The following is a 15,019-nucleotide window of genomic DNA, read 5'->3' on the forward strand; positions in this document are numbered from 1 at the left end:
CGCTAGGACTCCTTTTCGCTTTGGCCATTGATCTTGGTCGGTACCTGATGCGCCGATTCGCGCGCCAGCTGTGTCGAGAAATCCTCCGAACCCCACAGTGAGCGGAACGGCTTCTTCGGCGGAACTGGGGTATCACGCGCATCCGACCACCCGCTGAGGAAGAGTGGCAGAGCGTGAATCTCGCCGTCCTTCAAACCGAGTACGCGGGCGAGGGAGGCCATCTTTGCGCTCATGTTCCACAGCTTCTGATTGCCCATGATGAACCCGAGCGTGGCAAACAGCTTGCCCTCCACCGGCGGGCGGTGCTCCGTGACCTTACGGTGACGCAGCTCCAGCAGTGCCGCAGGGATGTCAATTCGCACCGGGCAGACCTCAAAGCAAGCCCCGCACAGCGAGGACGCATAGGGCAGCGAAGCATTCGGATCATCGTAGGAATCCATGCCAGTGAGCTGCGGGGACAAAATCGCACCAATCGGGCCCGGGTAGACCGAACCGTAAGCGTGCCCGCCCACGTGTTCATAAACAGGGCAGATATTCAGGCATGCCGAGCAGCGAATGCACTTCAGCGCTTCACGCCCAATCGGATCTGCAAGAGTGGCCGAGCGCCCATTGTCCAGCAACACAATGTGGAAATTCTTCGGGCCGTCGCCGTCGGTCGTTCCCGTCCACAGAGAGGTGTAGGGATTCATACGCTCGCCTGTCGACGACCGTGGCAGTAGCTGCAAGAACACTTCCAGATCCTGGAAGGTGGGAAGCAGCTTCTCAATACCCATCACCGAAATCAGTGTTTCCGGCAGCGTGAGACACATACGGCCGTTGCCCTCTGACTCGACGACGGCCACAGTACCGGTTTCGGCCACACCGAAGTTGGCGCCGGAAATCGCAACCTTGGCCTCCATAAACTGCTCGCGCAGAAACTTACGGGATGCCTCGGCCAGATCGGCCGGATTGGCTTTCAAATCCGGGTCGACTCCTGGGATTCCATTGAGGAAGATCTCGCGGATATCCTCGCGATTGCGGTGGATAGCAGGAACCAGGATGTGGCTCGGCATGTCGTCGGCAAGCTGAACGATGAGTTCCGCCAGGTCGGTTTCGCGGGCGGTGATGCCGGCATCGGCAAGCGCTTCGTTCAAGCCGATTTCCTGTGTGGCCATCGACTTAATCTTGACGACCTTTTCTTCGCCGGTCTCTTTCACCAAGTCCGTGATGATGCGGTTTGCCTCGGCGGCATCGCGCGCCCAGTGGACGTGACCGCCGGCGTTCGTAACTGACTCTTCAAACTGCTCCAGCAGTTCCGGCAGACGCGCCATAACATCGCGCTTGATGTGGCTGCCCGCGAGCCGCAGCTGCTCCCAGTCATTCTTCTCGGCTACGACATGCGCGCGCTTCTGACGAATCGAACGCGTGGCATGACCGACATTTTCGCGCATGCGAGTGTTCTTGAGCTCCTCGTGCGCTGCGGCCGTGAACCCGCGCGTACCGCGCAGATGCCCGACGTTGTGCGGCGCGCGGGGAGGAAGGGCTGGCATGCCGACGTTAACTGCGACCATTACTGTTCACCTCGCAGGGAAGCTTCTTGGCGGTTGTGCACATCAAACGGGGTCTCCTTGGTGGAGGCCAGAATCTCGGCCATATGGATGGCGTGCACGCCAGAGTCCTGGCGACGCAGCGCGCCACCGATATTGAGCAAGCAGGAAGCATCGCCAGCGGTGACGAACTCCGCTTCCGTAGCGCGGATATTGGCTGTCTTGTCGGCAACCATTGCAGCGGAAGTCTCCGCATTTTTCACCGCGAAGGTGCCGCCGAAACCGCAGCACTCCGCCGCGCCGGGCAGCTCGCGCAGATCGATTCCATCGACTGCGCTGAGCAGCCGCCACGGACGGTCACCCACCTTGAGTACCCGCAAGCTGTGACAGGTGGAGTGGTAGGTCACTGAGTGGGGGAAGTAAGCACCGACGTCAGTCACACCAGCGACATCGGTGATGAACTCGGAGAGATCCAGCGTCTTGTTCGCGCAGGCCTGTGCCGCGTGGACTTGGGCACGGGTACCGTAGCGGCCCGCAATCATCGGATGCTGGTGGCGAACGGCGCCGGCGCAGGAACCGGACGGGGCGACAACGTAATCAATCGAGGAATCTGCAAAAGCATCAGCGTAGGTGTCCAGCTGAGGAAGGACTTCCTTCTGGTACCCGGTGTTGACGTGCATTTGGCCGCAGCAGGTTTGTTGTGGTGGAAAGACCACATCGCATCCTAGGCGCGTGAGAACTCTGGCGGTCGCACTCACTGCATCTGGAAACATCATGTCCCCGATGCAGGTCGCGAAAAGTGCTACTTTCACGGTCGCTCCAAAAAGGGTTGAGGGGTAAGGCAATAATTTCCTACCTGAATGCTACGCCTAGCCCCGGATTAAATCTGTTCTCAACCTGAATTCGGCTGGACCGTGAAAGCGGTGTAGGACAGCCGGACGCGGTGGCCTGCAGATACCCCTCAAATCAATCTTTTGGTGGCTGATGTTTCCACGACTGCGATTGACCTAATAGGATAGGCAATCGTGAATCCTGCTGATCTTGCTGTACTAGTCCGAAAAGTCACCGTCGAGGTTTTGACTGCCCACGATGCCGATGTCTCTATCGTGCCGGAAAACCCGACCGTCGAGCGTCCGCGTAACCCTGAGCACGGCGACTATGCAACCAATATCGCCATGCAGCTGGGCAAGCGCGTCGGCATGGTGCCGCGTGACTTGGCAACTGAAATTGCCACAGCGCTCGGCGCTTCTGAGGGCATCGATGAAGCAACCATCGCAGGCCCGGGCTTTATTAACATCCGCCTGGCCTCCGATGCCCAGGGCAAGATCGTCGAGGACGTCCTGGCAGCGGGGGAGAAGTGGGGTCATGCCGACTTCAACTCCAACCTCGACGTGAACCTGGAGTTCGTCTCCGCGAATCCGACCGGGCCGATCCACCTGGGCGGTACTCGCTGGGCAGCAGTCGGTGACGCTCTCGGTCGTGTCCTGTCTGCCACCGGTGCCAAGGTCACTCGCGAGTACTACTTCAATGACCACGGTCGCCAGATTGACCGCTTCTCCGACTCCTTGGTTGCAGCCGCTCGCAACGAGCCGACTCCGGAAGATGGCTACGGCGGAGAGTACATCCAGGACATCGCCGCTGCTGTGCTGGAGAAGAACCCGCAGGCACTCGAGGGCTCTGAGGAAGAGGTCCAGGAGCACTTCCGCGCCATCGGCGTGGACATGATGTTCGAGCACATCAAGAAGTCTCTGCACGAGTTCGGCACCGATTTCGACGTTTACTTCCACGAAAACTCGCTGTTCGAGTCCGGTCAGGTAGAAGCAGCTGTCAATTCCCTGAAGGAAAACGGCAAGCTCTACGAAGCTGACGGCGCATGGTGGCTGAAGTCCACCGATTACGGTGACGACAAGGACCGCGTGGTCATCAAGTCCGACGGCGACGCAGCCTACATCGCAGGTGACATCGCATACGTTAAGAACAAGTTCGACCGCGGCCACAACCTGTGCATCTATATGCTGGGTGCCGATCACCACGGCTACATCGCGCGTCTGCGCGCGGCCGCTGCAGCGCTCGGCTACAACGCCGATGGCGTCGAGGTGCTCATCGGTCAGATGGTCAACTTGCTACGCGACGGCAAGGCTGTCCGGATGTCCAAGCGTGCGGGCACAGTGGTCACCTTGGACGACCTGGTTGAGGCAATCGGCGTCGATGCTGCTCGCTACTCGCTAATCCGTTCCTCCGTGGACTCCAGCCTGGATATCGACCTGGGGCTGTGGGCTTCGCAGTCCAGCGACAACCCGGTCTACTACGTCCAGTACGGTCACGCTCGTCTGTGCTCAATCGGTCGCCGTGCCGAAGAGGCCGGTGTGACCAGCGAAGGCGCTGACTTCTCCCTGCTGGTAGAGGACCGCGAAGGTGAGCTCATCCGCACTATCGGTGAGTTCCCGGCCATCATCAAGTCTGCTGCTGACCTGCGGGAACCACACCGCATTGCCCGTTACGCTGAGCAGCTTGCCGGTGTCTTCCACCGCTTCTACGACACCTGCCAGATCCTGCCAAAGGCAGACGAAGAGGTATCCGAGCTACACCGTGCTCGTCTCGGCCTGGCTGAGGCTACCCGCCAGACGCTGGCCAATGCTCTGCAGCTGCTCGGTGTTACTGCACCTGAGCGCATGTAGTCGAACGCGCCCGTAAAACTACACCCCGTTGCTCCGCCCGGGTAACGGAGAAAGAGAGCTGTTTCGTGCCTATCGACGGCAATGGTTTCGAACTGGGTGGCTACACCCGACCCGACTCCACCCAATTTAATGAACTACCAGCGCATGTCTGGCCAACTACCGCCCGTCGTCGGGGCGCTGACGAAGAGAATCCCGGCTCGGTGGAAATTGGTGGCGTGAGCCTGGTCGACATTGCCAAGGAGTTTGGCACTCCGGTTTTTGTCGTCGATGAGCAGGACTTCCGCTCTCGCTGCCGCTCGATGGCCAAGGCCTTCTGCGGCGCGGAGAATGTCCACTACGCATCCAAGGCTTTCCTGTCGAAGACCATTGCCCGCTGGGTAATGGAGGAGGGGCTGCATCTCGATGTCGCCTCGGGCAACGAGATGGCTATCGCTCTGGCGGCGGGTTTCCCAGCCAAGGACATGACCTTCCACGGCAACAACAAGTCCACCGCTGAGCTGCGTGATGCTATCTCCGCTGGCGTGGGCAAGATTGTGCTTGACTCCCGTTCGGAGCTGCGTCGCCTGTCCCAGGTGGCGGCTGAAGCAGGCGTGGTGCAGGACGTGCTCGTTCGCGTGAAGCCCGGTGTGGAAGCGCACACCCACGAGTTCATTGCTACTGCGCATGAAGATCAGAAGTTCGGCTTTTCCCTCGCGTCCGGTTCGGCGCTGGAAGCTGCCAACCTCGTAGAAGAGGACGACAATCTGCGCCTGGTTGGTCTGCACTGCCACATCGGCTCCCAGATTGTCGATTCCGACGGTTTCATTCTCGCCGCCGAGCGCGTGTTCTCACTGGTGGAAAAGCTGGTCGAACGCCACGGCACTGAAATCTCGGAACACTTCAACACCCTCGACCTCGGTGGCGGTTTCGGAATCGCCTACACCGCAGGCGAGCAGCCCCTCGACGTTGCTCCGCTTGCCGACGAGATCCTCACTGCCGTAGACAAGCTTGCGCAGCGTATCGGCATTGCGACTCCGACAGTGGCTGTTGAACCAGGTCGTGCCATCGTTGGCCCGTCCATGGTCACGGTGTACGAAGTGGGCACTTTGAAGGATGTGACCATCGATGACGGCATGACCCGTCGTTACGTATCGGTCGATGGCGGCATGAGCGACAATATTCGTCCGGCGCTTTACGGCTCGAACTATGATGGTCGCGTTGTTAATCGCGAGGTGTCCGGTTCCAGGATTCCCACCCGCGTCGTCGGAAAGCACTGTGAATCGGGAGACATTCTGATTAACGATGCGAACTACCCGAACGACATTGTCGAGGGTGATCTGTTCGCGCTCGCTGCTACTGGGGCATACTGTTACGCAATGGCCAGCCGCTACAACATGCTGACGCGACCACCAGTAGTGTCGGTATGCGATGGTCAAGTGACCCAAATATTAAGACGAGAAACCGTACAAGACTTACTAAGCCTGGAGTGTGAAACGCCACGATGACTGCCGCAACGAATAATCCTGGAAAGGGCGAGGGCCACAAAGTTGGTGTCGCTATTTTAGGTCTTGGCACAGTCGGTACTGAGGTTTACCGCCTGCTCAACGAGAAGGCTGAGGACTTCGAGCGCCGCATCGGCGGACCGGTCGAGGTCGTTGGTATTGCTGTGAGCGACAAGACCAAGCCGCGTCCGAATGTGGATCAGGATCTTCTTACCGACGATGCTTTTTCGCTGGTTCAGCGCGAGGACGTTGACCTGGTAGTCGAGGTCATCGGCGGCATTGATTACCCACGTCGCGTTGTGCTGGAGGCACTGCGTGCCGGCAAGTCGGTCGTGACCGCCAACAAGGCACTCGTCGCCGCACACGGTGAGGAGCTCTCTGAGGCTGCCGATTCCTCGGGTGTCGACCTGTTCTTTGAGGCAGCTGTGGCGGCAGCTATCCCGGTCGTCGGTCCGCTCCGTCGTTCGCTGGCCGGTGACACTGTCAATAAGGTCATGGGCATTGTCAACGGCACTACCAACTTCATCCTTGATGCGATGGACTCCACCGGTGCGGACTACGACGAGATGCTGGCAGAGGCCACCCGCCTGGGTTACGCCGAGGCCGACCCGACTGCAGACGTCGAGGGCCACGATGCCGCTTCCAAGGCAGCTATTCTGGCCAGCCTGGCATTCCACACTCGCGTGACTGCTGATGACGTTCACTGTGAGGGTATTACCGAGATCACCGCTGACGACATTGCAGCCGCCAAGAGTGCCGACTGCACCATTAAGCTGCTGGCTACCTGTGAGCGGGTTACGGACGAAAATGGCAAGGAGTCCATTTCCGCCCGCGTGTACCCAGCGCTGATTCCACGTCGTCACCCGCTGGCAACTGTGCGTGAGTCTTTCAACGCTGTCTTCATTGAGGCCGAGGCCGCTGGTCGCCTGATGTTCTACGGCAACGGCGCTGGTGGTAATCCGACCGCCTCCGCAGTGCTCGGTGACCTCGTTGCAGCTGCTCGCAACATTGTCCACGGTGGTCGCGCACCGGGAGATTCCACCTACGCTAACCTGCCGATTCTCGACTTCGGTGACGTTCGCACCCGCTACCACATCGACCTGCACGTCGATGATCGTGTCGGAGTGCTTGCCGATGTCGCTCGCACCTTCTCTGATCACAACATCTCCCTGCGCACCGTCCGCCAGGAAGAGGGCGCCAACGGCGCTCGCCTGGTCATCGTGACCCACAAGGCACTGGAGAAGGATTTGGAAGCAACGGTCGATGAATTGCGCGCCAACGACGCGGTTTTGGCCGTCAACAACGTCATTCGTATCGAAGGAATGGATATCTAAATGGCACAGGAGCTTTTCCCGGGTCAGAAGGTCACCGTCACGGTTGCAGGTTCGTCAGCGAACTTGGGCCCGGGCTTCGACACCCTGGGGTTAGCAGTTGCGCTCTACGACATCGTCGAGGTCGAGGTCATCGAGTCCGGTGTCGTCGTTGAAATTCACGGCGAGGGCGAAGTTGACCTGCCGCGCAACGAATCTAATCTGGTTGTGCGCGCGATTCGCGCGGGCCTTCGTGCCGCAGGTGTCGAGGCACCGGGGCTGAAGGTTATTTGCCACAACACCATTCCGCAGTCGCGCGGTCTGGGCTCTTCCGCAGCCGCCGCCGTCGCCGGTGTCGCTGCCGCTAACGGTCTGGCGGGCTTCCCGCTTACCGACGACCAGGTGATCCAGGAATCCTCGGTCTTCGAGGGCCACCCGGATAACGCTGGCGCATCCGTTCTCGGCGGGGCAGTGGTCAGCTGGACTGACAAGCCTGTCGATGGTCGCACCGCACCTCAGTACCGAGCAGTGAGCATTCCGGTGCATGAGTCCATTCAGGCGACCGCACTCGTACCGGCATTCCACGCCTCCACGAATGCAGTCCGTCAGGTGCTGCCGAGCGATGTTTCGCATGTCGACGCTCGTTTCAATGTCTCCCGTACTGCGGTTATGACCGCAGCGCTGCAGTCCCACCCGGAACTGCTGTGGGAGGGAACGCGAGATCGCCTGCACCAGCCGTACCGCTCCGACGTGCTGCCGGTGACCGCAGAGTGGGTCAACCGCCTGCGCAACCGTGGCTACGCGGCATTCCTCTCGGGTGCTGGCCCGACCTGTATGGTTCTGGGAACTACTGCAGTAGATGAGAAGATCTTGGACGATGCCCGCGAGGCTGGCATCAAGGTCATGGAGCTGGGAATCGGTGAGCCGGTTAAGGTCGTGGTCGACGGCTAAGCCGCCGCTGCGGCCAGGTGCCGAGCCAGTGGCTTAGCCTGCCACCTACTTTTCGCCCGGCCCCTTCAGTTTCACGATGCTGTACTGACCTGCGCTCAAGTGCGAGCGCAGGTCTTTCTTGTCGAACTTGCCCACTGAGGTCTTATCGATTGAGTCCACGAAGGCCCAGTACTCCGGCAGCATCCACTTTGGCAGCTTTGGCCGCAGCTCATCGCGGAGCATTTCAGCGGTCTCCTTGCTCGGTTCAACTTCCGGCATCAGCACCGTAATGGCCAGCGGGCGCTCACCCCACTTTTTATCTGGCATGCCGATAATCGCGCACTCGAGCACCTGTGGGCTTTCCATTACGAAGTTTTCCAGCTGAGCGGAGTAGATCCACTCGCCACCGGAACGAATGACATCGCGAGCACGGTCATGAATAGTCAGGTAGCCGTCGTGAGTAATCGAGCCGACATCGCCAGTGCGGAGCCACCCGTCCTCGGTGAACTGTTCGCTAGCCTCGTCGACCTCCGCACCGCGGAAGAAGTGCGCGGTGCCTCCATCTTGAGCCTCCGGAGAACTGTAGTAGCCTCCGGTGACCGTGTTGCCGCGCACCTGCAGCTCACCCTGGTTGCGGTCATGCAGGTCGAGCACGCGGTCGTTGTCATCAACAATGCGGAACTGCATGATGTCCGGGAAACGCCCTTGGCTGACACGGTAGCGTTCGCGGGCCTCACCGGAGGCGCCGTACGGAGGTCGTGCCACGGTACCGATAGGCGAAGTCTCGGTCATGCCCCAGAAGTGGATGACATCGACACCGTAGCGCTCTTCCCATAGCCGAATCAGTGCAGGTGGGACAGGGGAACCGCCCGAGAAAATCTCCTGCAGACTCATGCGCTTCGGAGGATTGCTGAGGTAGTGCGCCATGAGGTTAATCCACAGCGTCGGCACGCCCTGAGCTACGCGCGGCATTGAGGTTTCGATGATTTCTGCCAGACGCGGTGCGGACAGGTCCGCGCCGGGGAAGATCAGCGATGCCCCGCACATGAAGGAGGCCAGCGGCACGCCCCAGGACAGGACGTGGTAAATGGGCACACAGCAAAGCCACGGGTTTCCATGCGAAATGGCAAAGGAGTCAGTGGTGCGCATATTCAGGCTGTGCAAGTACAGCGAACGGTGGCTGTAGACGACACCTTTAGGTGCGCCCTCGGTGCCCGTCGAATAGCACATGGCTGCACCGGAGTTTTCATCGAGCTCAGGCCAGTCGAAGCGGCTGGGGCGTCCGTCGATGAGCGATTCGTAGGAGTACCACGGGATGCCATCTGGCAGTTGCTCAGCCACGTCGGACAGATCACCGATACCGATAATGATGACAGCGCGGACGCGCGGGCAGTGGGGAAGAACCTCGGCGAGCAGTTCGATCTCGGTCGGGTCCGCGATAATGACCTGGTCATCGGCGTGATTGATAATGTGCACAATCTGATCCGGCATGAGCTGCTTGTTCAGCGGCTGGAACACCGCGCCCATGGAGGCGACGCCGAGGAAGACCTCGAAGTGTTCGGCGCAGTTGTACATCAGGGTAGCGATGCGCTGATCCCCGTCGATGCCGAGCTCATCGCGAAGTGCATGTGCCAGCGCACTAGCGCGTGCGGCGATGGCGGCAAAAGTGGTGGTCTCGGGGCCGTCACTGTTCCAGGAGGTCACCGGAGTCCGACCGTGAATGGTGCGACCGTATTCCACAATCTGAGCGATATTGAGAGGAATATGAGGCATCGTACTGCGCATGAGCTCTACAGTACCGACTCACAGCCCCGCGACCTAGCGAAACGCAGGTGAGAACTAGTGTTGCTACCTGACTATTTGGTGACTATCCTTGGGCAATAGGTCGTTTTCAATACGCGGCTAGATACGTACTTCTTCATGTACTCCGCATGCCGTTGACCTTCGCAGTTGTTCACACAACGCGATGGCGCAACGTGACATTGAAAACACATAAATCAGTAGTGCGACTACATAGTCTTGCGGTGCTGTGGACCTAAAATTTCCTAACCATCTTCAGCCCGGACGCTCGGGTTTGAGATGCGGAAATAATGTAGGCAAGATGCCTCGGTTTAGTTTCAACGTCGAGGTCTTTTGCCTGGCTTTTTCGATAGTTTCCCGTCAGCTGCGGCTACTTTTCCGCACGTGGTAAAGGTTCGACGACGGAGCACACGCGGTGGCGGGCAGTAAGAGCGAAAAAGTGTCAATGACATAGCCCCCTGTAGAGAGTGACTGCAGGGAAGGTCGATGAAAGGACATCCGTGACCGATACGGACACCACTGCCACGGCAGGCGGCCCAGAGAATCTTGCGGCCCTCCGAATGGCAGAACTGCGTGAAATCGCTTCCAGCAAGGGCATTCGCGGCATCTCCGCCATGCGCAAGCATGAGCTGATTGAGGCCATTAAGAATGGTGCCCCGGCTGCTGGTTCCGCTCCAGCTCGGAAATCTCGCGCGAAGAAGGCTGCGGCTGGGGCTGCGGATACCGGCTCCAAGGCGAAGGATGCCAAGGAATCGCCGTCGGAAAGCGCGGATAAGGGTTCCAGTAAGAGCGCCGACAAGAGCGACAAGGGCAACGACAAGCGAGACGACGCCAACGCGGATGGTCGCGAGGAGATGTCCCGTTCTCAGCAGCGTCGAAATCGTCGTAACCGTGCTCGTCAGCGCGAGCAGGAGAATCAGGACGATCGCAGCAACGATAGCCGCGACGATTCCGATAACGGCAACGACCGCGGTGATCGCAACGACAATCGCAACGATCGTAATGATCGTAATGACCGCGGTGATCGCAACGACCGTAATAACCGCAACGATCGCAACAACCACGATCGAGACAACGACGATGAAGGCCGCGGCAACCGCAACAACCGCCGCGGTCGCAACAACAATCGCAATAACGACCGCAATAACCATGACGATGACGGTCGTGGCAACCGTAACCGCCGCAACCGTCGCAATCGCCGCGACCGTCGCGGACGCGATAACAACGGTGGGGGACACGGCGGTCAGGACGAGATCCGCGAGGATGACGTTCTCCAGCCGGTGGCTGGCATCGTCGATGTGCTAGATAACAAGACCGCATTCGTGCGCACGTCCGGATACCTGCCGGGCTCTAACGATGTGCTGGTGTCCGCGCAAATGGTTCGTAAATACGGTCTGCGCAAGGGCGACGCCGTCACTGGTCAGGTCCGCATGCCGCGTGAGAATGGCTCGGGCCAGGTCACTCATGGCAACGGCCGTAATCGCCGCAAGTACAACCCGCTGGTCAAGGTCGAAACTGTAAACGGCATCGATCCGGAGCAGGCAAAGCAGCGGCCGAACTTCGCTAAGCTCACCCCGCTGTACCCGAACCGTCGCCTGCGTCTGGAGACCGAGCAGAAGATCCTCACCACTCGCGTCATCGACCTGATTATGCCGATTGGTAAGGGTCAGCGTGCGCTCATCGTTTCGCCGCCGAAGGCCGGTAAGACCACGATCCTGCAGAACATCGCGAACGCTATCGCGACGAACAACCCCGAGTGCTACATGATGGTCGTGCTTGTCGACGAGCGCCCGGAGGAAGTCACCGACATGCAGCGCAGTGTCCGTGGCGAGGTTATTGCTTCTACCTTCGACCGCCCGCCGTCAGATCACACGGCAGTGGCCGAGTTGGCTATTGAGCGTGCAAAGCGTCTGGTGGAACAGGGGCAGGACGTCGTCGTACTGCTGGACTCCATTACCCGCCTTGGCCGTGCGTACAACAACTCTTCGCCGGCATCGGGACGAATCCTCTCCGGTGGTGTGGACTCCAACGCTCTGTACCCACCGAAGCGCTTCTTGGGTGCTGCCCGAAACATCGAAGAAGGCGGCAGCCTCACCATCATCGCCACCGCGATGGTGGAGACCGGCTCCGCAGGCGATACCGTCATCTTCGAGGAGTTCAAGGGCACCGGTAACGCCGAGCTGAAGCTCGACCGTAAAATCTCCGAGCGCCGCGTGTTCCCGGCAGTGGATGTCAACCCGTCGGGTACTCGTAAGGATGAGCTGCTGCTCAGCACGGAGGAGGCTCGCATTATGCACAAGCTGCGCCGCATCCTCTCCGCGCTGGAGTCGCAGGCTGCTATTGACCTGTTGATTAAGCAGCTGAAGAAGACCCGGAACAATAAGGAATTCCTGATGCAGGTGGCTTCTTCTGCACCAATGGCCGCCGACGTTGATGTGGACGACATGCTTTAGCTGGGGTTAGCCGCAAACCACAGCACCTACTAGCATTTCACCCATCACAATCTGAAGGAATATTCAATGGCTAATCAGGTTTCCGCAGTTGACGACATTCTCTCCGAATACCACGGGCTCGAGGCGCAGCTGGCTGACCCCGAGCTGCACAACGACCCGAAGGCTGCCCGTAAGGTCGGCAAGCGCTTCAATGAGTTGCAGCCGGTCATTCAGACTCACAAGAAGCTGACTGAGGTCCAGGATGACCTGGAAGCAGCTCGCGAGATGGCATACGAGGACTCCGAGTTCGCAGCTGAGGCTGAGCGTCTCGCTGCCGAGGCAGAGGAACTCGAGGAAAAGCTCGCCGACCTGCTGGCTCCGCGAGATCCGCACGACAGCGATGACATCGTTATGGAGCTCAAGTCCGGTGCCGGCGGTGAGGAGGCTGCGCTCTTCGCAGGTGAGCTCGCTCGCATGTACCAGCGCTATGCAGAAAAGCACGGCTTTACCACCGAGATTCTCGGTCTGTCCGAGTCTGATCTCGGCGGCGTGAAGGACATGACTATGTCCATCCGAGCTAAGACTCCGTCCCGCGACGGTGCGTGGAGCGTGTTCAAGTTTGAAGGTGGCGTCCACCGCGTGCAGCGCGTGCCGGTTACCGAATCTCAGGGCCGTATTCAGACGTCCGCCGCTGGTGTGCTGGTCTACCCGGAGCCCGACGAGGTCGAAGACATCCAGATTGATGAAAAGGATCTGCGTGTCGACGTCTACCGCTCCTCCGGTAAGGGCGGTCAGGGTGTTAACACCACTGACTCCGCCGTTCGCCTGACGCACCTGCCGACTGGTCTCGTTGTTACCTGTCAGAAGGAACGCTCGCAGATTCAGAACAAGGCCCGCGCTATGCAGGTCCTTGCTGCTCGACTGCAGCAGATGAAGGAGGAGGAGATCGCCGAGGCCGCCTCTGACCAGCGTAAGTCTCAGGTGCGCAACATGGATCGCTCCGAGCGCATCCGCACTTACAACTTCCCGGAGAACCGCGTTTCCGATCACCGCATCGGTTACAAGGCTCACAACCTGGACTCGGTGCTGGGCGGCGACATGGATGACCTGCTCAAGGCCCTCCACGACGCGGAGCGCGCTGAGCGTCTTGAAGCCGAGTAGCCCCACGCCCGCAGAAAATAGCTCGCCGACGTTACCGGATTCCGTCCGTACCCTCGGCGAGCTGTTTCGCTATGCGCGTCGCACGCTTGACGACGCGGCGCTGGCTTCTCCGGATGCCGACGCGCGGGCGCTAATTGCAGCTGCTATCAATGCGGGACCGGCAGACATCATCTTCCGCGGAGACGAACCGTACACCGATGAGGACGGTCGCAAGTATCTGGCCGAGGTACTGGCCCGCAGAGTGGCGCGTGAGCCACTGCAGCACATCCTCGGTACGGCGCCGATGATGAGCCTGGAACTACAGGTTGGGCCCGGTGTTTTTGTACCCCGTCCGGAGACGGAACTGCTTGCGCAGTGGGCAATCGATCGAGCCCGTGAACTGGTCGCAAGTGGCGTCGTCAAGCCGAAAATCGTTGACTTGTGTACTGGATCCGGTGCGTTGGCGTTGGCGATCGCCGATGCCGTACCCGAAGCGGACGTGGTGGCTGTGGAGCTCTCTGAGCGGGCACGGGCGTGGGCTGCGAAGAATATCGAGACGTACGGCGATGGGCGTGTGCGTCTGATTGCTGGCGATGTCACGGATGTTCAGCTGATTGATGATGGCGCTGAGCTCGCAGAATGGGTAGGCGAGACCGACATTGTTGTGTCCAACCCTCCATATGTGCCCGAAGACACCGAAGTTGACCCCGAAGTGAGAGCTGATCCGCACTCTGCGGTCTTCGGCGGCGACGATGGGCTAGATGTCATTCGACCTATGATGAACCTAGTGGATGCGCTGGTGCGGCCGGGTGGAGTCATCGGCATCGAGCACGATGACTCTTCAGGAGACGATGTCAGTTCACTGCTAAAGGACACCTGGGATTACGCTGATGTAGAGGTCCACCGTGACTTTGCGGGCCGTGACCGTTTTACGGTGGGACGCAAAAATTGATCTTAAAAGCAAACTTTGAAGCAGGAGCACAAATCTGATGAGCAGGATTATGGACTGCAGCACAGATGAAAACCGCGAACGCGCAATTGCAGCAGCAGTAGATGCAGTGAAGGCAGGACGGCTGGTCGTTATGCCTACCGATACCGTCTACGGCCTTGGCTGCGATGCCTTTGATAACCAGGCCGTTGCCTCCTTGCTGCGTGCCAAGCACCGCGGCCCGGATATGCCGGTACCGGTGCTCGTGGGTTCCTGGAACACGATTGAGGGGCTCGTCCGCGAATACTCGCCAGCTGCTCGCACGCTGGTGGAGGCTTTCTGGCCGGGCGGACTGTCGCTGGTTGTGAACCAGGCGCCGAGCTTGCCGTGGAACCTTGGTGATACCGCGGGTACGGTCATGCTGCGCATGCCGCTGCACCCAATTGCTATCGAGATTCTGCGCCGCACCGGTCCGATGGCCGTGTCCAGTGCGAACATCTCCGGCCAGGCACCGGCCACCAATGCCGTGCGTGCCAAGCAGATGTTGGGTGGGGAAGCGGCTGTCTACGTCGACGGCGGCGAAGCCACGATTGGCACCCCATCGACGATTGTCGATATCTCGACTCCAGTGCCGCGGATTCTGCGCGAAGGCGCTGTGTCAGCAGCGGCGGTTGCCGAGGTTTTGAGTACTACGCCCGAGCGACTGCTGGGGCAGTAGTCTTGTCTACCTAAGGCTTTTCCTGTTTAGTATCTGCAGCGATTGTGTGGGTGAGTAGTACCTAGTGGCGGACATG

Annotated in this window: 11 protein-coding genes; 8 read left to right on the forward strand and 3 right to left on the reverse strand. The window is 59.7% G+C overall.

Annotated features, from left to right (window positions below):
- Positions 1 to 2: 2 nt before the first annotated feature.
- Together QP981_RS01610 and QP981_RS01615 are read right to left on the reverse strand one after the other, a co-directional pair.
- On the reverse strand, positions 3 to 1,550 hold the full coding sequence (locus QP981_RS01610; protein ID WP_101687633.1) for a LutB/LldF family L-lactate oxidation iron-sulfur protein: 1,548 nt from the start codon (positions 1,548 to 1,550) through the stop codon (positions 3 to 5).
- A complete protein-coding gene (locus QP981_RS01615; RefSeq protein ID WP_070595721.1) occupies positions 1,550 to 2,338 on the reverse strand; it encodes a (Fe-S)-binding protein in 789 nt (262 codons plus the stop codon). The genes QP981_RS01610 and QP981_RS01615 overlap by 1 nt, the downstream gene beginning before the upstream one ends.
- Before the next feature lie 213 nt (positions 2,339 to 2,551).
- On the opposite strand from QP981_RS01615, the gene argS reads away from it, so the two are divergent.
- The 4 genes from argS to thrB all read left to right on the forward strand — a co-directional run bounded on the left by argS (position 2,552) and on the right by thrB (position 7,946).
- On the forward strand, positions 2,552 to 4,204 hold the full coding sequence (argS, locus tag QP981_RS01620) for an arginine--tRNA ligase (protein ID WP_069358828.1): 1,653 nt from the start codon (positions 2,552 to 2,554) through the stop codon (positions 4,202 to 4,204).
- 65 nt (positions 4,205 to 4,269) lie between these two features.
- On the forward strand, positions 4,270 to 5,688 hold the full coding sequence (gene lysA / locus QP981_RS01625; protein ID WP_284857344.1) for a diaminopimelate decarboxylase: 1,419 nt from the start codon (positions 4,270 to 4,272) through the stop codon (positions 5,686 to 5,688).
- The gene (locus tag QP981_RS01630) at positions 5,685 to 7,019 is read left to right on the forward strand and encodes a homoserine dehydrogenase (protein WP_070858445.1); all 1,335 of its coding nucleotides are present in this window, start codon (positions 5,685 to 5,687) and stop codon (positions 7,017 to 7,019) included. Before lysA ends, QP981_RS01630 begins: the two co-directional genes overlap by 4 nt.
- The gene (gene thrB, locus QP981_RS01635; RefSeq protein ID WP_005509404.1) at positions 7,020 to 7,946 is read left to right on the forward strand and encodes a homoserine kinase; all 927 of its coding nucleotides are present in this window, start codon (positions 7,020 to 7,022) and stop codon (positions 7,944 to 7,946) included.
- 45 nt (positions 7,947 to 7,991) lie between these two features.
- Here thrB and QP981_RS01640 read toward each other — a convergent pair whose 3' ends face one another.
- Positions 7,992 to 9,710 carry a long-chain fatty-acid--CoA ligase gene (locus tag QP981_RS01640; protein ID WP_284857343.1) on the reverse strand — a complete coding sequence of 573 codons (1,719 nt, stop codon included), beginning with the start codon at positions 9,708 to 9,710 and terminating at the stop codon, positions 7,992 to 7,994.
- Positions 9,711 to 10,225: 515 nt separating this feature from the next.
- Between QP981_RS01640 and rho the strand changes: the two genes are divergently transcribed.
- The 4 genes from rho to QP981_RS01660 all read left to right on the forward strand — a co-directional run bounded on the left by rho (position 10,226) and on the right by QP981_RS01660 (position 14,943).
- Entirely contained in the window at positions 10,226 to 12,178 is a 1,953-nt protein-coding gene (gene rho / locus QP981_RS01645) for a transcription termination factor Rho (RefSeq protein WP_049172046.1), read from the forward strand.
- Between the two features lie 66 nt (positions 12,179 to 12,244).
- Positions 12,245 to 13,318 carry a peptide chain release factor 1 gene (prfA, locus tag QP981_RS01650; RefSeq protein WP_005509382.1) on the forward strand — a complete coding sequence of 358 codons (1,074 nt, stop codon included), beginning with the start codon at positions 12,245 to 12,247 and terminating at the stop codon, positions 13,316 to 13,318.
- Entirely contained in the window at positions 13,305 to 14,249 is a 945-nt protein-coding gene (prmC, locus tag QP981_RS01655) for a peptide chain release factor N(5)-glutamine methyltransferase (protein WP_070429333.1), read from the forward strand. Before prfA ends, prmC begins: the two co-directional genes overlap by 14 nt.
- A gap of 37 nt (positions 14,250 to 14,286) precedes the next feature.
- On the forward strand, positions 14,287 to 14,943 hold the full coding sequence (locus QP981_RS01660) for an L-threonylcarbamoyladenylate synthase (RefSeq protein WP_005509411.1): 657 nt from the start codon (positions 14,287 to 14,289) through the stop codon (positions 14,941 to 14,943).
- The last annotated feature ends 76 nt before the right edge of the window (positions 14,944 to 15,019 follow it).

Source organism: Corynebacterium sp. MSK047, assembly GCF_030232285.1.
In the GTDB taxonomy this organism is placed as follows: domain Bacteria; phylum Actinomycetota; class Actinomycetes; order Mycobacteriales; family Mycobacteriaceae; genus Corynebacterium; species Corynebacterium jeikeium_D.